Here is a 21,982-nt window from a genome sequence, read left to right as displayed (position 1 = left end):
TCGAGAGGGAAGCTGAAAACCGGTGCTACTCAGATGATGTCGAAGATAGACTTTGCAGATAGGGGCGCCAGCCGCCGAAATGCGTGATGTCGGGCGCGTCGGCAGTGATCGCCGCCGGCTCGCAAATGAAGCCCTTCACGCTCTGCGTGACCAGCCCCGTGCTCGTCTCCACCGCCTCCGCCAAGTGCACGGTGCCAATACCTAGCGGTGCGGGAATATCCATGACGAACTTGCCGAACAATCGTAGCGGTACTTCCCACACTTCGACCTCGACCGCTTGTCCAGCGGCGGCGTCGACGCGAATCAATCCCGGCTTGATCGGCATTGATTCCCGCAGCGCGTAGAGACGATAGACAGGGGCGGTACGCGTGGCTTTTATAAAGCGTGCGCCAGCCTGGCACAGTTGCCAGTTCAGCGGCTGACCTTGTAGATGTGCGCCTACCACCGCAAGGAGAACAGTCGGCTCCTGAAACGGCAAAGGCACATTCTGTGGCGTATACGCCGGGGGTACCGCCGCGAACAAGCGTTGAATGGCTGCTCCCAATACCGCCAGGCGGCGATCGGCACCACTTGGCGCGATCAATGTGACGCCGGCAGGCAGGGCATCGCCGCGCGGCTGGCACGGGATTGCCAGAGCACAGAGATCCAGCAGATTGACAAAGTTGGTATAAATGCCGAGTTGGCTGTTTAATTCCACCGGCTTGTCCTGCACATCCGTAATCAACGGATGCGTAGGCGTGGTAGGCACCATTAGTACATCAATGCGCTCAAACAAAGACTCCGCAAAGCGTCGAAGATCGGCTAGCGCATATTGCGCATTAAACGCGTCGACGGCGCTGAAATAATCCGCTTTGCCAATGACCTTGGTGACTACCGGATCTATTTCGCCGGTAAATTTATCAAAAAACAAACCGATGGCGGCACGCCGTTCGGCCACCCAAGGTCCGTCGTACAGAAGCGCCGACACATCACTCAGCGGCGCAAAGGGAATGACCTCGGGCGTCAGTGACAAACGCTCGTTAATCACGCTGCAACTGGCGCTGAAAGCTTGCTCGGCCAGCACGTCGCCATAGAATTCCAACGCGTCCGGGACACCGATGCGCGGACTGGAAGGCAACAGGCCTAATGGAACGACTTTCCGGGAGTACGCATCAACCGGATCAAACTTTGCCAACTGCATGAGCACACGCCAGGCGTCTTCAACGTGATGCGTGAAAATGGAAATCGTATCCAATGTCCTGCATGCCGGCACCACGCCCTGCTTGCTGATCATGCCTAGTGACGGTTTCAAACCGACCACGCCATTGAAACCCGCCGGCACCCTGCCTGATCCTGCCGTATCCGTCCCCAGCGAGAACGCCACGCAATGTGACGCGACCGCGACAGCCGAGCCCGAACTCGACCCACCCGATACGCGGTCCGGTTGAGTCGTATGTCGAACCGCACCATAGGGCGAACGGGTTCCGACCAGCCCTGTGGCGAACTGGTCGAGATTGGTCTTGCCAATCACGATCGCCCCGGCATCCAGCAGACGCTGCACGGCAAAAGCAGAGTGCGCGGGCAGAAAGGAAAAGGACGGACAACCGGCCGTAGTGGGTAGGCCGGCCACATCGATATTATCTTTTACGGCAAACGGAATACCAAACAAGGGGAAATGATCGAGGACGTCGGCGCCATGCTGCTGTTGCAAGGCGTCCAGGGCAGTGCAACGCTCGACCAGCACTTCGGGCGAACACCGCGCAATCCAGACCTCCGGCCGATCGAATGCGTCGATCCGAGCCAAGCACTCTTGCAGCATCTGGGTCGGCGTAAGGTGGCCCGCGCCGTACGCGCCCAACAAACCGGTCACCGTGAACAGGTTGTCCGATGGTGATGTCGGCGCCGAGGAGGCATGGGAATCAGGGTGTTTCGTCATGGATTCCATCTTGCATACAAGTTGGCATAGACGAAAGGATCGCGTGTCAAAAAAGCCGTGTCGACAATTTTTTACGATTGAGCAGACATTTCTATTTATTGTTTATTTGAGATGAAGACCACCTTTCCGAACCACCGTTATTGTTTCAGAAGACCGTTATCGCCTATGCGACATGTGTTGCGAAGGGTCGTGATGATAACTCGCGGTTAAGGCATGGTGGCGGCAAAAAACCAACCGCGGGTACATCCTTTCGGTGGGTGAAGGGTCAGTGGTTCCGTTGATAATCCCTGCTATTCAAGCGTCATATCCAGAAGTGCCGCGCTGACCGACTTTCCGTGCGCATCAAGCGCAAGTGACCGGGTCACCCCACCGCCAAGGGCGTTATGCAAGACGAAGTTGAACGCCGCCAAGTTCGGTAGCGCGTAGCGTATGACATCACCCTTTACGATGTCACTCAGATGGTGTTTGACGCGTGCGATGGTAAGTGTTTGATCGAGAAACGCATAATGCTTTGCGTCATGGCAAATAACAGAGACGTTTAACGTATTACCCTTATCGCCGGTACGACTATGCGCGATGTCCCGCAGTTTCATCATCGACCTCCACGAAGCAAAAACACGGATTGACCTGTTCGGCGGGTAAAAGCACCGACTGCACGGCAAGGACTTCACGCGTGCTCTTGGTGACGCCTCCCCCTCCGGCCGGTCCGTTGGTATAGAGCGTTTCAACTTCGTTTCCTATGCGGGCCGCTTCTTTGGCGCAGGATGTTCGGCCTGCAACACGAACGCGGACCTCGTACGGTGCCGCGGTTTGCGCGGCGAGTGAATCGCCATACAGCGCGTTCACGCCAATCAGATCAAGGCGCATCTCGGTTGTTGCGACACCCGTCATCACCAGTCGCTCCCTGACGATCTCGATCGCGAGTCGTCCACGTGCGAGGGCGCCAGGTCCGCCGTAGGAAATCTGTCCCTCCCCAATGAATCCATCCACGTATGCAACCGAGGTTTTGAGCATGCCTGTTCGCGCGGTTCCTCGGCCACCTGTTACGCGTACCCGGTCCGGCCCATTTTGCGTGACGCGCACATTGCTGAAGTCCGCGACGACATCGGGTTGGAGGTAGCAACCAGGATCGTGAATTTCGTACAGCAACTGTTCCTTGCACGTGGCCTCGGTCACACACCCGCCTGCGTGCGGTACTTTCGTGATGACAATCGCGCCATCAGGACTGACCTCTCCGATCGGAAATCCCAGGCGTGCAAGGTTGGGTATCTCTTTGCATCCAGGATCAGCAAAATAGCCGCCGGTAATTTGGCCGGCGCACTCGAGCAAATGTCCCGCGACCGTGGCCTGTCCGAGCAGATCCCAGTCCTCTATGTCCCAGCCGAATTCGTGAATCAGCGGTGCGGTGAATAACGACGGATCAGCCACGCGCCCGGTTAATACGACGTCGGCACCCGCTGCAAGCGCGGCCACAATCGGCGCCGCGCCAAGATACGCATTCGCCGAAACCATGCGGTCTTTGTATCGGTCGACATCGTCACCGCTTTCTTCAAAGCAAAGCGTCGAGCCCATGACGAGTTCAAGTACATCATCCCCGGTCACGGCGGCGATTTTAAGATTTCGCAATCCGAGTTGCCTCGCGATACGTGCGGTCTGTCTTGCTGCGGAAAGCGGATTCGCCGCTCCCATATTCGAGATAATGCGTATGCCGTTCCTCACGGCAATCGGCAGCACCGCACGCATGCGCGCATCGAGCAAGGGATCATAGCCTAGCGCCGGATCATCACGCCGTGCCTGTTGTGCAATGGCAATAGTCCGTTCAGCCAGGCACTCAAAAATGAGATAGTCGAGCTTGCCGTGTTCGGCGAGTTCGACGGCAGGCTCGATGCGATCTCCGGAATATCCGGCACCTGCCCCCAGCCTGACAGGCCTATCTAAAGAGGAACGTTTCATGAAGGGACCTTTCTGTCAGGTTCTTGATTACAACGGGAACACGCCCAGGACGATGCATGCGATCGTCATCGTGATCGATGCCGCAAACAGCAATGGGAACGTAAACTTTTGATGATCCGCGAGATCGATACCGCACAGACCGACAACGAGGAACGTCGCCGGAGTAAGCGGGCTGACCGGAAAGCCCGTGGTCATTTGCCCCAATAGCGCCGCTTGTCCAACATGCACCGGTGGAACACCCAGTTGCGATGAAACCTCCGCGATCACGGGCAGTACGCCGAAATAAAATGAGTCGGGATCGAAGAGCATCGAGAGCGGCATTGAAAGCAGACCCAATGCGACGGGAATATGCCCTGCCAATGATGGTGGTACAAAACCAACCGCGCCTTGCGCCATGGCCTTCAACATCCCGCTGCCTTGCATGATGCCGGTGAATACGCCGGCGGCCAGCAGAATGCCCGCCATCATCAGCGCCGCACGCGAATGTGCATCAATCCGCGTCCGTTGCATATCGACGTCGGGATAATTCACCAACAACGCCAGGCACAGTCCGACCATGAACATGACGGCTGGCGGGATCTTTTCTCCTAAAATCACCATGGTGCCGAGGACGGCGATCGTCAAAGCGATATTGAACCAGAAATTCTTTGGTCGACGCAGCGCCTGCTGCTCGGCAGTCAACTCCCGCCTGGGCGCGGGTATGTCGCCACTCGCATTTGTGTACCCAAGACGTCGCTCTTCACGCCGCCCCAACAACCAAGCCATCGAAAAAACGAAGATAAGACCGACTGCCTGAACCGGTATCAGTGGATTGAACAACGCCGAAATCGGAATGTGCAAAGAAGCCGATGCGCGAATCATCGGCCCGGTCCATGGAAGAAAGTTGATGCCCGCCGCCATCGACACCGCCGCCGCGAGGACCCGTTTATCCATATTGAGACGTTCGTACAGCGGTAACATGGCCGGAATGGTGACGAGGAAACAGACTGCCCCCGATCCATCCAGATGTACCAACAGCGCTAACAGCGTGCTGCCCACGACAATGCGCGTCGGCCTGGTGCCAACCGCTCGCAAAATGCCGTCGATGATGGGATCGAGCGTGCCCGCGTCCGTAATAACGCCGAAGTAGAGAATGGCGAAGACGAACATACCGACGACGGGCGCAAGGCCTTTCATACCATCGATGATGAACTTGCTCGTTTGCCAACCAAATCCACCGATCAACGCAGCAACGATCGGTACGATGATCAACGCGACCAACGGTGACATTTTCTTGGAAAGGATGGCCGCCAATAAAACGACAATAGTGGTAAGCCCCAATAAAGGCAGCATTATCTTGTCTCCGAATCTTGTTTTTTAATGCGTTCCAGCGTAAGTTGGGCAGGTCGATTACACAATTGAAATGATTTGATCGCAGCAATTAGATAACGTAATGGATCTGACTCTTCGCGATCTACGCGCTTTTGTGTCCGTGGCTGACTCGGGCAGCTTCACACGCGCTGCAGAAAAGCTGCATTTGTCGCAGCCGGCTTTGACGGTGCAAATCCGTCGCTTGGAAGCGGCGACGGGCGCACGTCTCTTTGATCGGAACAGCCGAAATGTCTCGCTGACGCCAACAGGCCGAGACCTTCTACCCATGCTGCGTAAGTCACTGCAAGACATGGAAAACGTGTTGCGGGACGCGCGGTCGGTTGCCGAGGGTCGAAGCGGCACCGTCCGTATCGCGTGTTTGCCCACATTTGCCGCCAGCGCCTTGCCGGATCTATTGGTGGCGTCGCGCCGCGATACACCACATGCCACGTTCCAGATCTTTGATGGCGTGGCCGAAACAGTGAACGCGCTCGTTCGGGGTGGCGATGCCGATATTGGCTTAACCGGTGGCGACCTCATGGATCCCACGCTGGAAGTACTGCACACGGGATTCGATCGATTGGTGCTTGTGTGTCCGAAGCATCACCCGCTCTCGAAAAAGCGTCGCATAACGCTAGAGGACGTTGCCAGCTCGCCGCTTGTGCTAACAGCGCCCAACACCAGCGTTCGTGCGGTGGTGGACGCTGCGCTTATCAAGTCCTCACGACCTGTGGAAGTCGCGTGCGAGCCGACCTATATGATGACCGCGGTGGCAATGGTACGCGGCGGCCTTGGCGTGACCATTCTCCCCTCATCGGCGAGGGAAGTACACGCAGAACCGGGACTGGTGGTTAAACCGATCGATCATCCGGCATTTGTTCGGCCCATCGCCATCGTTAAACAGAAAGGGCGGACGTTGCCGGCTATCACACAAGCATTTGTCGACCTGATGAAAAAGTCACTTGAACGGCGCACATCCTGACGGATGCTGCTCAGGCGACCACGTACCGCCCTCTTTTGAATCGTCAGCTAGCGCACCACTTGTCAGCGAACATTCGACGACGCTCCTCCAGCAGGAGCAAACGTTACGAAATCCGATATTTTCCGTCACAAGAGCGGAATATAGATATCCGTCTCCCATTGGTCGTGGGGAGTTTCTGGAAAAACGCTCAGATAGTGGAAGAACAATGGATGATCCCGGAGTTCCTCGCCGCTTGTCGGAAGCCAGTCGCGATAGATCGGATAGATTGTCTCGCTAATATGATCGGGGGAACCGCCATGCCGTACCACGGCACATCGGCCTCCCGGGATGACAAGTTCGTGGATACCGTAAAGATTTGACGCCACGGGTTCCGCGATTTCTCCGCAGATGTCGAAGCGAAATGCCACGTCCGGAGTCATGTCCGGATTATTTCGTGGGATGCCAAACGTTCTGCTGGCTGCCACCGGAGATTGCCCACTTTGCTTACGCCATTCGACGAACTTGCGCACGCTTTCGTTGACAAGCTCAGTCGGACCACAATGTTCAAGCGCGGCAACGCGAACTTCAGAAAAATCGACAATTCGTACCTGCATGGTGAAACTCCTCGAAAGATAGGGGACAACAGAAGTCACACTCCATGTTCGCCAGCTCGGACGTTGTCGAAATGCGCTCGGCGTCGCGCCAAACGCGCGCTTGAATGCGCGACTGAACGCTTCAAGGCTGTCGAAACCCGCGTCTAGCGCGGCATCGAGCACGGAACAAAACTCACGCGACGCCAAGCGACGCGCGGCGCGACGCAGCCTCAGCGACTGAACGTAGCGTGCGACAGGTACACCCACATAGGCAGCAAATTGCCGATGAAAATGAAATCTCGAGAAGTTGGTAACGCCGCTCAAGGCTTCCACTGACAGGTCGCCTTCGAGATGTGTTTCTATGTATGCGAGTACGGCATCGAAACGCTTTTTGTAAGCGCCCATGCTGTCGAAACGGTCTGACATGGTCTGGATAGGTATCTCCTAAGTCTGGCGCTATTATCGTCGGCCGTCGCATCATTGCACCTAGCCGCACTTGCTAATATGCAGACGGCCCCCATGCAAACCCCTGCTGCGAGGCGGCGTGTTGTCCAATAGGAACGAGAGGCGCTTTATTTCACTCATTATTTCAGCGACGTAATTGAAATACATTTATTCCTTTACCTGATAAATGCTACCAATAGCGTGGCTTATGACACATTGGCTGTATCGCATGCAACACGTGGGATGTAGCGTTATTTTGCAGGATAAAAAACGCATCAGATCGGCATCAGCGACCTGATGGATATCAATGCGCAGCTAGGCCGCGCGAGGGGGACGGCACCACCATTATGACTCGCACGGAGGCTGTTATGGTGCCATACACCATCAAAGGTGGTCCCGAGTCCCCGAACGAAAAGCTCGTCGCCGAGCGCGATGTCGCTCGTGAGACTAGACGTTCGAACATTGTGCTATGGAGAATGTAGGCAGCGGCGGAAACTGCTCGCGGACATGGTTATCGTCTGCAGATCGAGCGATCCCAAGCCGTTGAAGCGTTGTCATTCAAGTCGATCACAGCATGCGCCAAAATCGGTCTTCAATTTGGGATTGCATTCCTCATTTTGGGGCGCATCCGCTTCAATGGGGTGCAAAATCTCAACGAAGGTCCTATTTTACGTCGTTTGCGCTTGGCATACTTCTCGCTCGGGATGGCACAGGAGCCGGTGCCATATCCGGTTTGGTAGTCACAATTTGCAATGGACGACTAGGGTTCCGATTTCCGTGATGGCCGCCATGGCTTACACGTCACGCGAAATGCTGGTCCAAGAGTTGTCGACCTCTGGCGAGGTTACACGGCGGGATAAAAGCCCGGGAGAGAACGCGATCGAGATGTCGCGCCGCTCCTATTGCTTGCCCGTACACCACGCCAATAGAGGTCTCAATGATCAAGCTTCCCCGCCTGCTTAGTATCGCTGCCATATCCCTTGCTGTCGTCGCGTTGTCTTCAACCACGGCATGTGCTGCCGGGAAAACCGATTTCAAGGTCTGCTGGACCATTTACGCGGGATGGATGCCGTGGGGCGAAGCAAAGACCCAAGGAATTATCTCGAAATGGGCCAGGAAATATGGCATCAATATCGATGTCGTGCAGCTCAACGACTATGTCGAGTCCATAAACCAGTACACCGCTGGCAAGTTTGACGGCTGTGCCATGACGAATATGGACGCACTGACCATTCCCGCAAGTGGCGGGGTTGATACATCCGCGATCATTGTCAGCGATTACTCAAATGGCAACGACGGCATCCTTGTTAAAGGTCAGGGAAAGACACTCGCTGATTTAAAAGGCCAGCCGATTAACCTGGTTCAATTTTCCGTTTCGCACTATCTGCTCGCGCGTGCACTGGAGACGGCCAAGCTATCGGAACGCGACCTGAAAGTAGTGAATACGTCAGACGCGGACATATCCGCGGCCTTCGCTACGCCCTCGGTGAAGGAGGTGGTCACCTGGAATCCCATGCTTGCGGACTTAAAAGCGCAGCCCAATGTCACGGAGGTGTTCGACTCCAGCCGGATTCCCGGCGAAATCCTCGACATGATGGTGGTGAACACCAAGACGCTCCAGGAAAATCCGGCATTGGGCCGTGCGTTGACCGGCGCATGGTTCGAAATGGTTGCGCTCATGAACGCGAACAATGCCAAAAGCAATGCAGCCCTGACGTCAATGGCGAAAGCATCCGGTACCAATCTGGCGGGATTCAAAAGCCAATTGTCTACCACCGCACTCTTCGCAACGCCCAAAGCGGCTCTCGATTTCGTCACCAGTCCCGCACTTCCGCAAACCATGGCTCGCGTTGCAAAGTTCTCATTTGATCATGGCTTGCTCGGCCCGACTGCGCAAAATGCCGACGCCGTGGGTATGAGCTTTGATCACAATCTCGTTGTGGGCAACAAGAACAACGTCAAATTGCGGTTTGATCCGACCTATGTCCGAATGGCTGCCGACGGCAAGCTTTAAAGCGCTTACTTTTAGGAAGCCGCTTCATGCGACTCATAAATCGATATCCAAGCCGGAGCGGCGCGCTCATGCTGCTCTTGATGCCTTTCATCGTTCTCATCGCGGTATATTTCACAAGTTCGTCAGTACGTCTTGCAGCCAACCCCGACGACAAGCTGCTTCCAAGCGCAACCCAAATGCGTGATGCCGTAAAGGAGTTCGCCTTCACGCAGGACAAGCGTACCGGTGAATATCTGCTTTGGGAGGATACCGCATCAAGCCTGCGGCGACTCGCGACAGGACTGGCGATAAGTGCCGTGATTGCACTGACGGCAGGCATCATCACGGGCAGCATCCCACTGGTAACGGCGACGTTATCACCTTTTATCAAAGTGTTGTCGATGATTCCGCCATTCGCGGTACTACCAATACTATTCATCGTATTTGGGCTCGACGAACTTTCCAAGGTCGTACTGATCGTGATCGGCATTACGCCAATGATGATTCGGGATCTGCACCAGCGTACCCGTGAAATTCCAAATGAGCTATGGGTGAAGGCACAGACCTTGGGAGCGACAAGCTGGACGCTTATTTTACGCCTGGTCGTTCCCCAACTCGTACCAAGGTTACTTGTCGCATTACGCCTCTCTTTAGGATCCGCCTGGCTTTTCCTGATTGCGGCGGAAGCGATTGCCGCCACCGACGGTCTTGGATATCGCATCTTTCTTGTGCGCCGATATTTGGCGATGGATGTCATCCTGCCTTACGTAATGTGGATCACCCTGCTTGCCTGGTTGATGGATGAAGGGCTGCGCCGTCTGACCACATGGGCGTTTCCCTGGCATGGCCGAGGTGCGCAATGATCGAGATCAGGAACCTATGGAAATCTTACGGTAGTCAAGTCGTACTTGAAAATCTCAATCTCTTTATCCAAGAGGGTGAGTTCTGTTCGATGGTTGGCGCCTCGGGTTGCGGCAAGTCGACCTTCCTGCGTTTGCTGCTTGGACAGGAGCAGACGACACGCGGACAGATCCTGCTCGATGGCATACCGCTTCCTGGTGAGCCCGATGCACGCCGTGGCGTCGTATTCCAGCGTTATTCGGTATTCGAGCATCTCAGTGTCATGCGCAACGTGCTGATCGGTCTTGAATTGACACATGCACGACTTACCGGTCGTCTTTTCGGCAAAAAACGCAAGGAAGCGATTGCCGAGGCGGTGTCCATGCTGGAGCGCGTGGGGCTTGGTCCGTCGCTCGACAAATTTCCCCATCAACTGTCAGGGGGCATGCAGCAACGATTGGCAATTGCCCAGGCACTTGTGATGAAGCCGCGAATCTTGCTTCTAGATGAACCATTCGGCGCGCTTGATCCGGGCATTCGACGTGATATGCACGCCTTGCTTTTAACACTGTGGCGTGAAAGCGGGTTGACCATATTCATGGTCACACATGATTTAAAAGAAGGTTTCACCCTCGGAAATCGTGTGCTTGTCTTTGACAAGGTCCGGGTTGATCCCCATGCGCCTGGCGCCTATGGCGCCCGCATTACCTACAACATCCCGCTTGATCATAGCCGCGATATCGCGCCCTCTCTTCATGCGGCACGCGCCATGGCGGACCGTGCCTCACGCGTCGAAACAACACTGAATTAAGGAACGGAGATGGCATTCCTGCTAAATGAAACCGTCCCCGGCGGCGGTCATACATCGTTAGTCGTGAAGCGCGACAAATTGTTACGGATCACGGACCTGCTTGGCAATGCCAACGTAAGCCTGTTGATGTTTAACGCAGACGAGAAAAGCGAACGCCTGAATCTGCCCGACTCCTTGAAATGTCAGCACACTGCAAAATTCACCGCAGGGCATTGCCTTTATTCTGATATGGGACGGGTTTTGGCAGCCATAGTCGCCGACACATGTGGGTGGCACGACGCGATTGGCGGAGTGTCAAATGCGGAGGAAGCGCAAGAAAAATATGGCGTAGGGCGCTATCAGGACTTGCGAAATGCCTTTTACCGAAATGGTACGGACAATCTGCTTGTCGAATTGGGAAAGTGGGGGCTCGGCATATCGGATCTGTTAATGACGCTCAATCTGTTCAGTCGTGTAGAAGTAAGCCGCGAGGGAAGGCTGCATTTCATACCGGGAAACGGAACAGCCGGTCAATACGTGGAATTGTATGCACCGATGAACACGTTGGTTGTGCTCACGGCGATCCAACATCCGCTAGATCCGGATACGAAGTACGCGCCGCGACCCGCTCAGTTGACGTTGCGCAATGCCGAACCTGACGTTGCCGATTTGTGCCGCACGTCTTGCGATGAAAATGTGCGCGGCTTCATTAACACAGATCGTTTCTTTTTGTGAGCATCGACATGAACTTAAGCGCTACGCTGATCGAAAGCAATAAAAGGGTGAGTGATGCCGTCCTACGCGAAACAATTTTCGCGGGCGAACCTTGGTTAGGCGAGGTGAAGTCCGGGCAGACGCTGCGCATCCTGGATCTCGAAGGCAATCAAGCCATCGATACGCTGTTTTACAATCTGGCCGATCCTCGCGAACGTTTCGACCCGCAACGTACCCTTCGGCGCCAGAATAACTTGTACCTTACTACCGGCACGGTACTTTATTCGAACCTGGGCAATCCGTTGCTCACCATCGTGGCGGATACCTGCGGACGACACGATACGCTCGGGGGCGCGTGCGCTCAGGAAAGTAACACGGTGCGCTATGCTTTGGATAAGCGTTATATGCATAGCTGTCGCGATAATTATCTTCGAGCATGTGCGCATGACACACGTCTGACCAAGAAAGACATCGGCGCAAATGTAAACTTCTTCATGAATGTGCCAGTGACCCCGGATGGTGGATTGACCTTCGAAGACGGTATTTCGGCACCGGGGAAGTATGTGGAACTACGTGCTGAGATGGATGTGATCGTGCTGATCTCCAACTGCCCCCAGCTCAATAACCCGTGCAATGCGTATAACCCGACCCCGGCGGAGGTACTTGTATGGGACTGACCGGCCTCCGACGCTGGATCTATTCGATACTCCTTGTCCGCGCAGGGCGTGCCCACGAATTGAGAAGCAAAGCGTCGGCTTCAAGAAACTGAAGCCACCGTTTCAGCCGAGGACGACCTCGGTATGCGGATTTCCACGGGACGGGACGACCCATCCACGCTTGTAGAGCATCCCATGTTTGAAAAAGTTCTGATTGCAAATCGCGGTGCGATTGCATGCCGCATCCTTCGCACCTTGCACGAAATAGGCGTCGAAGGCGTGGCCGTTTTCGCGGAAGCCGATCGCGCAAGCCGTCATGTCAGTGAAGCGAGTGTTGCGCACTGTTTGGGCGATGGCTCCGCCGCAACAACCTATCTCGATGTTGCAAAAATCCTTGCGATTGCAAAAAGCGCCGGCGTACGTGCGATCCATCCCGGCTATGGATTCCTGTCGGAAAATGCCGCGTTCGGCGAAGCTTGCGAAGCGGCGGGTATTGCGTTCATTGGCCCGACCCCTGCGCAATTGAGAGCCTTCGGACTCAAGCACACTGCCCGCGCGATCGCGGCAGAGCAAGGCGTACCAATGCTCGAGGGCACGGGCCTGCTGGAGAGCGTAAGCGTCGCTTTGGAATCCGCCGGACGCATTGGCTATCCCGTCATGCTGAAGAGTACCGCCGGGGGCGGCGGAATCGGCATGCGCGTGTGTTGGAACACCGATGAACTACGTACCCATTTTGATGCAGTCAAACGCCTTGGTCAGAATAACTTCAGCGATGCCGGCGTCTTCCTTGAAAAGTATATCGAGCGTGCGCGTCACTTGGAGGTGCAGATATTTGGGGACGGCAACGGTGCGGTGATCGCATTGGGGGTGCGTGACTGTTCCGTGCAGCGACGTAATCAAAAAGTTTTGGAAGAAACTCCCGCGCCCTGTTTACCGGAAGGCACATCGACCGCATTATGCCAAGCAGCGATCAAGCTCGCAAAAGCCGTTAACTACCGTTCCGCTGGCACCGTGGAATTTGTTTTCGACAGCGCTGCACGGCAATTTTATTTTCTTGAAGTAAACACCCGCCTTCAGGTCGAGCATGGGGTTACCGAGCAAGTCTGGGGTGTAGATCTCGTGCGCTGGATGATCGAGCTTGCGGCGGGAAACCTGGCCCCACTCGATCAGCTTGCGGCTCAGTTGGCGCCGCGTGGCCACGCCATTCAAGCACGTTTATACGCCGAAGATCCTGGCCGCGACTTCAAACCTAGTCCAGGGCTGATTACCGAGGTCACCTTCCCTCATGCAGATGGCCATCGTCTTCGAATCGACACGTGGATTGAAGCGGGGTGCGAAGTGCCGCCCTACTTCGATCCCATGCTTGCCAAAGTGATTGCCTGGTCGCCTACGCGGGACCAGGCACGCGAATCGCTCGCCGCCGCATTGAAAGAGATACGCCTTTACGGTGTCGAAACAAATCGTGATTACCTGCACCAGATCATCGTTGATGCGCCGTTTGCGTCAGGCGAGCCGTGGACGCGGTGCCTGGAGGGTCTGCACTATCGGGCCAACACGGTAGAGATCTTGAGCGGCGGCACGCAGACGACGGTGCAAGACCACCCTGGTCGACTTGGCTATTGGGCCGTCGGCATTCCGCCATCAGGTCCGATGGACGACCGCGCACTGCGACTCGGAAACCGGTTGCTAGGCAATCCCGCGAACGCGGCAGCGCTTGAAATCACGATGAGTGGGCCGACGTTGCGCTTCAATGCCGACGCGGTCATCACCGTGACAGGAGCTATCCTGCCTGTTTCCATTGACGGCATTGACCAGCCGATGAATACCGCTCTGATGGTGAAGGCGGGTGCCGTTCTATCGCTAGGCGCGATAAGAGGAGCAGGAGCGCGTGCGTATCTATGCCTGCGCGGCGGTTTTGATGTAGCAGTGTATCTCGGCAGCAGGAGCACCTTTACCCTGGGTCAGTTCGGTGGCCACGGCGGCCGCGCCTTGCGAGCCGGAGATGTGCTGCACATCCAGCCGTTGGTTGACGTAAGCGCCGGCATGACGCTTGGTGTTGTGCCGACGCTGGACACGGTGCGGACCTTGCGTGTTATTTACGGGCCGCATGGCGCTCCAGAATATTTCAGCGAAGACTATATCCAGCAATTCTTCGCGACCGAATGGGAAATCCACTTCAATTCGAGTCGAACCGGCGTCCGTCTGATCGGCCCGCATCCTGAATGGGCTCGCGAAGATGGCGGCGAAGCCGGTCTTCACCCTTCAAATATCCACGATAATCCCTATGCCGTGGGCGCAGTCGACTTTACGGGTGACATGCCGGTGATCCTAGGTCCTGATGGACCCAGTCTCGGCGGCTTCGTTTGCCCGGTCACGATTATCGAAGCTGATTTGTGGCACATTGGACAGTTGAAGGCTGGCGACAAGGTCACGTTCAAGCCTGTCAGCATTGACGAGGCGCGTGAGGCGCAGGCCCAACGCGAGCGGGAGATAGAAACGCTTACCCCCCAACCTTCGGTAAGCCGACCGAGCGGGTTAAAGACAACCTTTTCGCCGCTAGCCACGCCCATCGTTCTTACCTTGGGTGAGGCCCAGGAAAGATTAGTGGCCAGGTTGTCCGGCGATACACATTTGTTGCTGGAGATCGGTGCGGCCGAGCTGGATCTTGTCTTGCGATTCCGGGGGCACGCACTGATGCAGTCTCTGGAGGCATTAGCCATTCCTGGCGTGATTGATCTGACCCCTGGGATACGATCGTTACAGGTACATTATCAGCCGCGGCGACTGGCATTGGCGAGCTTGCTCGCCATTATCGAACGTACCTGGCAGCAGGTGCTCATGCAGAAAGACCTTCGTGTGCCGTCGCGGGTAGTCCATTTACCGTTGTCGTGGGATGATCCCGCCTGCCAGCTTGCGATCGACAAATACATGACGACTGTTCGCCCCGATGCACCCTGGTGTCCGAGCAATCTCGAATTCATTCGCCGTATCAACGGCCTGGAGTCGATCGATGCCGTCAAACAGATCGTGTTCGACGCGAGCTATCTGGTGATGGGGCTGGGTGACGTCTACCTGGGCGCCCCCGTCGCGACGCCACTGGATCCCCGCCATCGCCTTGTCACTACAAAATACAACCCCGCCCGTACTTGGACAGCAGAGAATTCAGTCGGTATAGGCGGTGCTTATCTATGTGTGTATGGGATGGAAGGGCCAGGGGGCTACCAATTCGTTGGCCGCACCTTGCAGATGTGGAATCGCTATCGGAAAACCGCTGAATTTGCGGACCGGCCCTATTTGCTGCGTTTCTTCGATCAGATCCGCTTTTACGAAGTGGACGCGAACGCATTGCCGAGGATTCGAGCCGATTTTCCTCTTGGTCGCTATCCCCTTAAAATTGAAGAAACCGAGCTGTCCCTGGCGGATTACCAAGATTTCCTGTCACGCGAGAGTTCCGGCATTGACGCATTCCGCGCGCGTCAACAGACGGCCTTTGAAGCGGAACGTGAACGTTGGCGCGTTTCAGGTACGGCCGAGGAGCGGATCGAATCGACCATGCCTGAAGCAGTCGAGGAGGTTTTACTGGCCGACGGAGAAATCGGCGTGGAAAGCGAAATCGCTGGCAATGTGTGGCAAGTCAAAATGGTGACGGGCGATAAAGTAGCGGAAGGTGATGTGCTCATGATCATCGAATCGATGAAGATGGAAATACCGGTTTGCGCGCCTTGCCCAGGGACAGTCCGTGAAGTGCACGTTGTGCCGGGCTCATCGGTACGAGCAGGACAACGACTTGCCGTCATTACCGGCATCTAGAAAAATCGTCGTGATCACCTGACGCCGGACATCCGCTCAGGTTTTTATTCCGCGACGTCGTCATTGAATGGATGCGGCCGCATCCGCATCCATTCATAACGGATGTTGTTCGTGACGCACTGAAGGCCAGGCCGGCACGTCACGGCACGTCACGTCACGTCGTCCCTACAATGCCATGTCATGCACCGGCTTCACCGCGCCCGGGTTCGCCGTCGGGGCTGTGGCGGGAACGAACCCCTCCAGGCTGGGCGAGGCAATGGCCAGTTGCAGCGTATCAGCCGTGGTTGCCCATTCCGTTGCCAGGAGCTTCGGATTATCGTTGAGCTTCGTACCGTAACTGGGCACCATTTCACGGATTTTCTGCTGCCAGGCCGGCGTTTTCATTTGATCCGGGAAAACGCGCTCCAGCAACGAAAGCATGATAGCCGGCGACGTCGAGCCGCCCGGGGAGGCCCCTAACAGCGCAGACACCGATCGGTCGCCGGAAACCACGACTTCGGTACCCAACTTTAGTACCCCCCCCTTTTCCGGGTCGTTCTTGATGATCTGTACCCGCTGCCCAGCCTCCCACAAACGCCAGTCCTCATCCTTGGCTTCGGGCATGTAGCGACGCAATGCCGCCATCTTTTCCTCACGAGACAGTGCCAATTGCTGCGCAAGATATTTCACGAGCGCAAATTCGTGCATGCCTACTTGCAACTGCGGAATGATGTTGGACGGTGTCGACGCTTTGGCAAGATCGAAATACGAGCCGTTCTTGAGAAACTTGCTGGACCACGTGGCAAACGGTCCAAACAGGAGCACCTTCTTTCCATCGAGTACGCGAGTGTCGAGGTGAGGAACGGACATGGGAGGCGATCCGGTATCCGCAAGGCCATAGACCTTCGCCAAATGGCGCGAGGTAATCTCAAGCTTGTCCGTGACGAGGAACTCGCCCCCCACTGGGAAACCACCGTATTGCTTCGCCTCAGGAATGCCCGACAGTTGAAGCAGCGGCAATGCAGCGCCACCCGCGCCAATAAACACATTGCGCGCATCCACCGTCTGGACTTTTGAAGGATCGTTCAAGTCGAACGCGGATACGCGCCAGGTGCCGTCTTCGTTTCGCGTAATCGAACGAACCTCATACCCGGTCGAGACCTTGACACCCGATTTGTCCGTCAGATGCTTGTAGAACTGCCGCGTGATTTCGCCCAGATTCACGTCCGTACCAAGCGGCGAGCGCGTCGCGGTGACGACCTCCTCCGGCTTACGGCCTTCCATCATGATGGGAATCCACTCGGCAATCTTCGACGGGTCCGTCGTCATATCCATCCCGGCGAATAGCGGTGATGCCTTCAACGCCTCGACACGCTTGCGGATGAAATCCCGATTTTCCTGTCCGAAGACAAGGTTCATGTGCGGTGTCGAATTGATGAACTCGCGCGGGTTGCCCAGAACGCCTCTTCGCACCTGATGGGCCCAGAATTGCCTGGAGATTTGAAAATTTTCGTTGATGTTGATGGCCTGGTTGATATGGACCGTGCCCTTATCATCCATCGGCGTGTAATTCAGCTCACAAAGTGCCGAGTGCCCGGTACCGGCATTGTTCCAGCCGTTCGAGCTCTCTTCCGCGACTTTGTCCAAGCGCTCAAAAACCTCATATGTCCAATTCGGCTCTAATTCGGAAAGATAGACGCCCAGCGTTGCGCTCATGATGCCGCCACCGATGAGAAGCACATCTACTTTGCGATCCGCCTTCGCGGCGCGATATTGGCTGCCGAAAAAGTAGGAATATCCGCCCAATACGGCCGCTGACCCAACGGCGGCAGCGATGAATTTACGTCTGGAGAATTGCGTGCGGCCACCCTCAGGCGGCGTCGCGTTTTCCGTTTTAGCCATGAAAATCAATTACCTTCAATAATTTCTTATTACGTTGCGGTCCCGGACAAATCAGGCACCCGCACGTTTAAAGTGGGATCAACGGCGACGGTTCTGTGGGGCGAACATCATTGCTTTTGCAATTTTTTGTTCGAAATCCAAGGTTCCCGCCGGAGGATCTGGAAGGCGAATTGTAAGCGACGCTGGATAAGGAATGGGTAAAAACCCTGATATAGGAGCAATTTTTGCATTTGGCGAAATAATCGGCCGCTGCCTGTGAGGCACCTGGTCAGCGACCGTATCTTCTCGTTGCTGGCTACCGGAAGCCTTCGCGCTACAGGGATTGCGTGAAAAAATCGCTTTTCGGCGTCTTGCACGCACGCCAGGCGATCCCGCAACGCAGGAGGGTTTTAAGATGTCCGCGCGGACGCAAGTGGTCATCCTGATTTAGACTTTCCGCCGCAGGCTTAACCGCAGCGCCCCTTGAAAGACACCCTCGCATGGACCGTATGGCCGCAATGGAAACGTATGTCAGTGTCGTGGAAGCGGGATCGTTTTCGGCAGCGGCCAAACGACTCAAGTCAGGGCAACCGGCCGGATCGAAATCGATTGCGCAGATGGAGGAGCGTCTCGGCGTGCGTTTGCTGTTGCGATCCACCCGCGGCCTCACGGTCACGGATGCAGGTTTGCGATTCTATGAGCATGCAAAGCGGGCCATAGAAGAGGTGGCGCTTGCCGAGCATGTGGTCCGGGCTGCCTAGTCGAGTTTATCGGGAACGTTGCGTGTAAGCGCCTCGGTGACCTTCGCGCGATTGCATATTAAGCCAACACCAGGCAATCGTCCATTCCCTTCATCGCGGGGGCGAGTCCTGGTCGTTCAGCCAGAATGGCGAGGAAACAGCAGTGCTCGTATCGGGACGCGTGAGTGTGAGCGCTGCCGAGGGCATTCGCGCCGGTTTGGCGATATGGGTATTGGCGAGTCGTTCTTCAGATTCTTGTAGAGATCGACGAGGTAGTGCGGTAAGGCAAAGCGTAAGCCGAAGTCTGCACCCGTCTGGCAGGGAACATCGCTTAGCGCGGGAAAGTGCAATGCATTCGTGCGTCCAGCCAAAGAAATAGACTTCGCCTAAGTTGAATAGATTGATGTTGGCGTGCGATTTTCTCGGTCAGGATCGAGCGTCGCATCAGCAGCACTGTGAATCCGTACGCGACAGCAGATGCCATGAGCAGCGAAAGCAGTACATTGGCGTCATGGACTTGGCGGGCACAATACGGCATGGTCACGTCGATGCGTCGGTGGGCAAATACGTGGGATAACGCGCCGACGGCGTGCTTCTCCAACACCTTGAAAGTCGAACGGACGCTGCGGTGTCGGTATGAAACGCGGGCGCAGGCGAGATTCGATGTGATCGATTGGATTGAAGAATTGGTGGATTGTCCTCCTATCGAGGCATCCAATCAAATTAGACCACCCTACTTTTTCGCCCCCACGACGACGAAATGACAATCCATCTCGTTTGTAAATACATATGTAACCTTACACATTTCTGGCGAGTTTGATCGCGTGTTCGGGACATGCCGTCACGCACAGCCCACATGACCTGCAGGCGTCCGCGTTAGGCGTGTACGCGACCTTCATCCCATGTACGCGTAGCTTAAGGCGGTGCATCAAGCCGAGGCTATTGTAGTCGACCTCGTCAATGCGGCGAATCTCGAATACATTCTCGGGACAGACCTCAAGACAATCGCCCTTACCTTCACAGCGTTTTAGATCGACGACCGGCACGATCACGCCCGGCTTCTGTTTGCAGTTGGCTGTTGATTTATCGCTCATATGCCATCTCCCGCGTCCCGACGTCTGCCCGATCGCAAAGCTGCCTGGAAATGCGCTCGCTCTTCAGGCGTCATCGCTTCCCACTTGCGCCAGTGTCGTCGTCCGCGCCAGCCGCCGTGTCCGCGGAATCCACCAATTAGGATTCGACTTAGCACCAGTAAGCCCAATGCATGGGGAAAGTCGATCACACGGGCTCCGATGAATACCGAAGGAATTACCCAATTCCATAAGGTCATGACCACCCATCCGAGCACCGCGATGGCCAGCAGTACCAGTAACACCTTGCCCAGACATCTGACTCCAAATCTCATCCGTCGACTCCTTTACATTCCCAGTTCGTCATAAATGGCTTGCAATCGGGTACGCAAATGCAAGACCGCGTAGCGTTTGCGCCCAAGCAGCGTGTTGAGCGTGACACCGGTTTCCATCACCATATCCTTGAAGGACCGCCCCTCCAGCTCATGCGCGATGAATACCTCACGTTGATTCGGTGGCAGCTCGTCAAGCGCATCCTGCAACGCCTCGAGCAACAGCACGCGGGCATAGGCGGCTTCCGGACCGCCGTCCCGGGCAGGTAGAACCAGGTCCAAGCGATACTCACTGCCTGCGTCATCCTCCTCGTTGGACGACCCTGGCAACGGCTCCTCTTTTTTCTTGCGAAAGCGATCGATGATCCGATTGCGTGCGGCACGGAACAACCACGCGCTCGCTTGCTCTATCGGCGCCGGAAGACGATATGCCTGCACGAATTCATGCAATACATCTTGCAGGATGTCCTCGGCATCATCTGGATTGCTTATTCGACGCCGAATAAAATTGGCAAGCCTCGCGCGCTCACGCACAACTGTTGCGGTGATGTCGTTATTTCGGTCGGTCATCGTGTGCGCGGTGAACGGTGGTTCCATACGCCTGAAGACGTTTCAGAACCCCAAATATTGGGGCGGGCTTTGAAAATCGTGGGACTGCTTCTCGTCCAGCGCAACCGGATGCGACAAAGCAGGGGGAACGGCATTGCCACTATAGCGCCGCGGCCATGAACCGGTGGCTTGCATTGCGGAGGAGGCACCACGCGTACATCGATTCCGCTTCGGCAGCGAGATGACGCCTTGGCTTGGATATACCCACCGGAGGAAGGCGTTGCGCTCCACATATACAGTTAACTTTGCAGTTTTCTGTTCACATGCTAGAGTAGCACCCATGAAATCAAACATCGACATCCCTGTGCTAGCGTCGGAACTGCGCGCCACGCTTAGCGCGCTCAAACGACGCTTGCGCGAGCGCGGAAGTGTGGGCGATCTGACGCCCTCGCAAGTGGATGTACTCCGTCAATTGGACCGCCATGGGCCGGCCACCGTGTCGCAGCTGGCGCGCGCATGTGGCATGCGCGCGCAATCCATGGGCACGATCGTCGGCGGCCTGGAAAGTGAAGGTTTGGTAAGCGGTGCTCCCGATCCAGACGACAAACGGCAGACATTGATTTCCATGACACCGCTGTGCCTTGATCGGCTTTCCAAGGGGCGCGCGGCGCATCAGGATTGGCTCGTGGATAAGATCGAGCGCCTATCGCATGAAGACCGGGCACACCTGCTCGCGGCAACGACTGTTCTAAGCCGCCTATTGCAGGATTGACAACAACACTCCCTCACCATGCCTGTAACGACTGTCGATTCCAAAGCCGCGTTGATCGTAATTGACCTGCAGAAAGGTCTGATGGATTTCCCCTTCGCACATCCCATTAAGGAGGTTGTTGCGCGCACGCAGAAATTGATCGATGCCTTCCGCAGAGCCGGTCAGACGGTGGTGCTTGTGAACTGCTCGAGTATGCCTCACGGTCGCACCGAGGCCCCGCGCCCGGATTTCACCTTTCCGGATCACTGGGTGGAACCGATTCCGGAACTGCGCGCCCAGTCCTCGGATATCATCGTCACGAAACCAAGCTGGGGCGCGTTCTCAGAAACGACGCTTGGGCATTCACTGAAATCAGCAGGCATCACGCAAGTCGTCCTCGCCGGCATTGTCACCAGCATGGGAGTAGAATCGACTGCCCGCGAGGCATTCTCGATGGGTTTCAATGTCGCCCTCGCTGTCGACGCCATGACCGACCTCAACGCGGATACGCACTCGAATAGCGTGACGCGGATCTTTCCCAACCTCGGTGAAACGGCGGAGGTCGCCAGCATCGTTGCGCTACTGGACGACCGGTGTTCGTGAGCCGGCAGCCAAAACACAGGGACGCCCTGCCACATGGCGAGGCTACGGTGGTCGATCA

The 21,982-nt window shown here is 56.0% G+C and carries 19 protein-coding genes, 1 pseudogene and 1 riboswitch; of the genes and pseudogenes, 11 read left to right on the top strand and 9 right to left on the bottom strand.

Annotation, left to right across the window (positions count from 1 at the left end; genetic code table 11):
- Window positions 1–25 precede the first annotated feature (25 nt).
- The 4 genes from atzF to SJQ66_RS16580 form a co-directional block, all read right to left on the bottom strand.
- A complete protein-coding gene (gene atzF, locus SJQ66_RS16595) occupies window positions 26–1,915 on the bottom strand; it encodes an allophanate hydrolase (protein WP_081765076.1) in 1,890 nt (629 codons plus the stop codon).
- A gap of 290 nt (window positions 1,916–2,205) precedes the next feature.
- Complete coding sequence (locus SJQ66_RS16590) at window positions 2,206–2,508, bottom strand: AtuA-related protein (RefSeq protein ID WP_024904731.1); 303 nt, start codon at window positions 2,506–2,508, stop codon at window positions 2,206–2,208.
- Complete coding sequence (locus SJQ66_RS16585) at window positions 2,483–3,868, bottom strand: acyclic terpene utilization AtuA family protein (protein ID WP_046153179.1); 1,386 nt, start codon at window positions 3,866–3,868, stop codon at window positions 2,483–2,485. The genes SJQ66_RS16590 and SJQ66_RS16585 overlap by 26 nt, the downstream gene beginning before the upstream one ends.
- A gap of 27 nt (window positions 3,869–3,895) precedes the next feature.
- Window positions 3,896–5,200, bottom strand: a complete 1,305-nt coding sequence (locus tag SJQ66_RS16580; protein ID WP_046153178.1) for a CitMHS family transporter — start codon at window positions 5,198–5,200, stop codon at window positions 3,896–3,898.
- A 100-nt stretch (window positions 5,201–5,300) separates the two neighbouring features.
- Here SJQ66_RS16580 and SJQ66_RS16575 point away from each other — a divergent pair, with 100 nt between their 5' ends.
- Window positions 5,301–6,200, top strand: a complete 900-nt coding sequence (locus SJQ66_RS16575) for a LysR family transcriptional regulator (protein WP_024904734.1) — start codon at window positions 5,301–5,303, stop codon at window positions 6,198–6,200.
- A 125-nt stretch (window positions 6,201–6,325) separates the two neighbouring features.
- On the opposite strand, the gene SJQ66_RS16570 is transcribed toward SJQ66_RS16575, so the two are convergent.
- On the bottom strand, window positions 6,326–7,198 hold the full coding sequence (locus SJQ66_RS16570; RefSeq protein WP_320535061.1) for an AraC family transcriptional regulator: 873 nt from the start codon (window positions 7,196–7,198) through the stop codon (window positions 6,326–6,328).
- 767 nt (window positions 7,199–7,965) lie between these two features.
- Window positions 7,966–8,089: riboswitch (guanidine-I (ykkC/yxkD leader) on the top strand.
- A gap of 64 nt (window positions 8,090–8,153) precedes the next feature.
- On the opposite strand from SJQ66_RS16570, the gene SJQ66_RS16565 reads away from it, so the two are divergent.
- From SJQ66_RS16565 to uca, 6 genes are all read left to right on the top strand, one after another.
- Entirely contained in the window at window positions 8,154–9,230 is a 1,077-nt protein-coding gene (locus SJQ66_RS16565) for a putative urea ABC transporter substrate-binding protein (RefSeq protein WP_024904737.1), read from the top strand.
- A gap of 26 nt (window positions 9,231–9,256) precedes the next feature.
- Window positions 9,257–10,072, top strand: a complete 816-nt coding sequence (locus SJQ66_RS16560) for an ABC transporter permease (RefSeq protein ID WP_320535060.1) — start codon at window positions 9,257–9,259, stop codon at window positions 10,070–10,072.
- Window positions 10,069–10,860, top strand: a complete 792-nt coding sequence (locus tag SJQ66_RS16555; RefSeq protein ID WP_320535059.1) for an ABC transporter ATP-binding protein — start codon at window positions 10,069–10,071, stop codon at window positions 10,858–10,860. The genes SJQ66_RS16560 and SJQ66_RS16555 overlap by 4 nt, the downstream gene beginning before the upstream one ends.
- 9 nt (window positions 10,861–10,869) lie before the next feature.
- Window positions 10,870–11,574 (top strand): urea amidolyase associated protein UAAP1, encoded by a 705-nt coding sequence (locus SJQ66_RS16550; protein WP_320535058.1) that lies wholly within the window; start codon window positions 10,870–10,872, stop codon window positions 11,572–11,574.
- An 8-nt stretch (window positions 11,575–11,582) separates the two neighbouring features.
- On the top strand, window positions 11,583–12,230 hold the full coding sequence (locus SJQ66_RS16545; protein ID WP_320535339.1) for an urea amidolyase associated protein UAAP2: 648 nt from the start codon (window positions 11,583–11,585) through the stop codon (window positions 12,228–12,230).
- A 174-nt stretch (window positions 12,231–12,404) separates the two neighbouring features.
- Window positions 12,405–16,019, top strand: a complete 3,615-nt coding sequence (gene uca / locus SJQ66_RS16540; RefSeq protein WP_046153176.1) for an urea carboxylase — start codon at window positions 12,405–12,407, stop codon at window positions 16,017–16,019.
- A gap of 165 nt (window positions 16,020–16,184) precedes the next feature.
- On the opposite strand, the gene mqo is transcribed toward uca, so the two are convergent.
- Window positions 16,185–17,900 carry a malate dehydrogenase (quinone) gene (gene mqo, locus SJQ66_RS16535; RefSeq protein ID WP_052738330.1) on the bottom strand — a complete coding sequence of 572 codons (1,716 nt, stop codon included), beginning with the start codon at window positions 17,898–17,900 and terminating at the stop codon, window positions 16,185–16,187.
- Between the two features lie 479 nt (window positions 17,901–18,379).
- Between mqo and SJQ66_RS16530 the strand changes: the two are divergent.
- Window positions 18,380–18,845, top strand: a pseudogene (locus SJQ66_RS16530) (LysR family transcriptional regulator); the annotation flags it as partial.
- Window positions 18,846–19,101: 256 nt separating this feature from the next.
- Entirely contained in the window at window positions 19,102–19,383 is a 282-nt protein-coding gene (locus SJQ66_RS16520) for a hypothetical protein (protein ID WP_320535408.1), read from the top strand.
- Window positions 19,384–19,416: 33 nt separating this feature from the next.
- On the opposite strand, the gene SJQ66_RS16515 is transcribed toward SJQ66_RS16520, so the two are convergent.
- From SJQ66_RS16515 to SJQ66_RS16505, 3 genes are read right to left on the bottom strand one after another with little or no spacing between them, the layout of a single operon-like run.
- Window positions 19,417–19,713 (bottom strand): 4Fe-4S dicluster domain-containing protein, encoded by a 297-nt coding sequence (locus tag SJQ66_RS16515; RefSeq protein WP_320535057.1) that lies wholly within the window; start codon window positions 19,711–19,713, stop codon window positions 19,417–19,419.
- Window positions 19,710–20,024, bottom strand: a complete 315-nt coding sequence (locus tag SJQ66_RS16510) for a hypothetical protein (RefSeq protein WP_024904748.1) — start codon at window positions 20,022–20,024, stop codon at window positions 19,710–19,712. The genes SJQ66_RS16515 and SJQ66_RS16510 overlap by 4 nt, the downstream gene beginning before the upstream one ends.
- A gap of 12 nt (window positions 20,025–20,036) precedes the next feature.
- Window positions 20,037–20,618 (bottom strand): RNA polymerase sigma factor, encoded by a 582-nt coding sequence (locus SJQ66_RS16505; RefSeq protein WP_320535056.1) that lies wholly within the window; start codon window positions 20,616–20,618, stop codon window positions 20,037–20,039.
- 292 nt (window positions 20,619–20,910) lie between these two features.
- Here SJQ66_RS16505 and SJQ66_RS16500 point away from each other — a divergent pair, with 292 nt between their 5' ends.
- Together SJQ66_RS16500 and SJQ66_RS16495 are read left to right on the top strand one after the other, a co-directional pair.
- Window positions 20,911–21,342, top strand: a complete 432-nt coding sequence (locus SJQ66_RS16500; RefSeq protein ID WP_320535055.1) for a MarR family winged helix-turn-helix transcriptional regulator — start codon at window positions 20,911–20,913, stop codon at window positions 21,340–21,342.
- Between the two features lie 18 nt (window positions 21,343–21,360).
- On the top strand, window positions 21,361–21,924 hold the full coding sequence (locus SJQ66_RS16495) for an isochorismatase family protein (protein ID WP_320535054.1): 564 nt from the start codon (window positions 21,361–21,363) through the stop codon (window positions 21,922–21,924).
- The last annotated feature ends 58 nt before the right edge of the window (window positions 21,925–21,982 follow it).

It is taken from the genome of Robbsia andropogonis (assembly GCF_034047095.1).
GTDB lineage: Bacteria > Pseudomonadota > Gammaproteobacteria > Burkholderiales > Burkholderiaceae > Robbsia > Robbsia andropogonis.
This window is presented reverse-complemented; position numbering and strand designations above follow the sequence as displayed.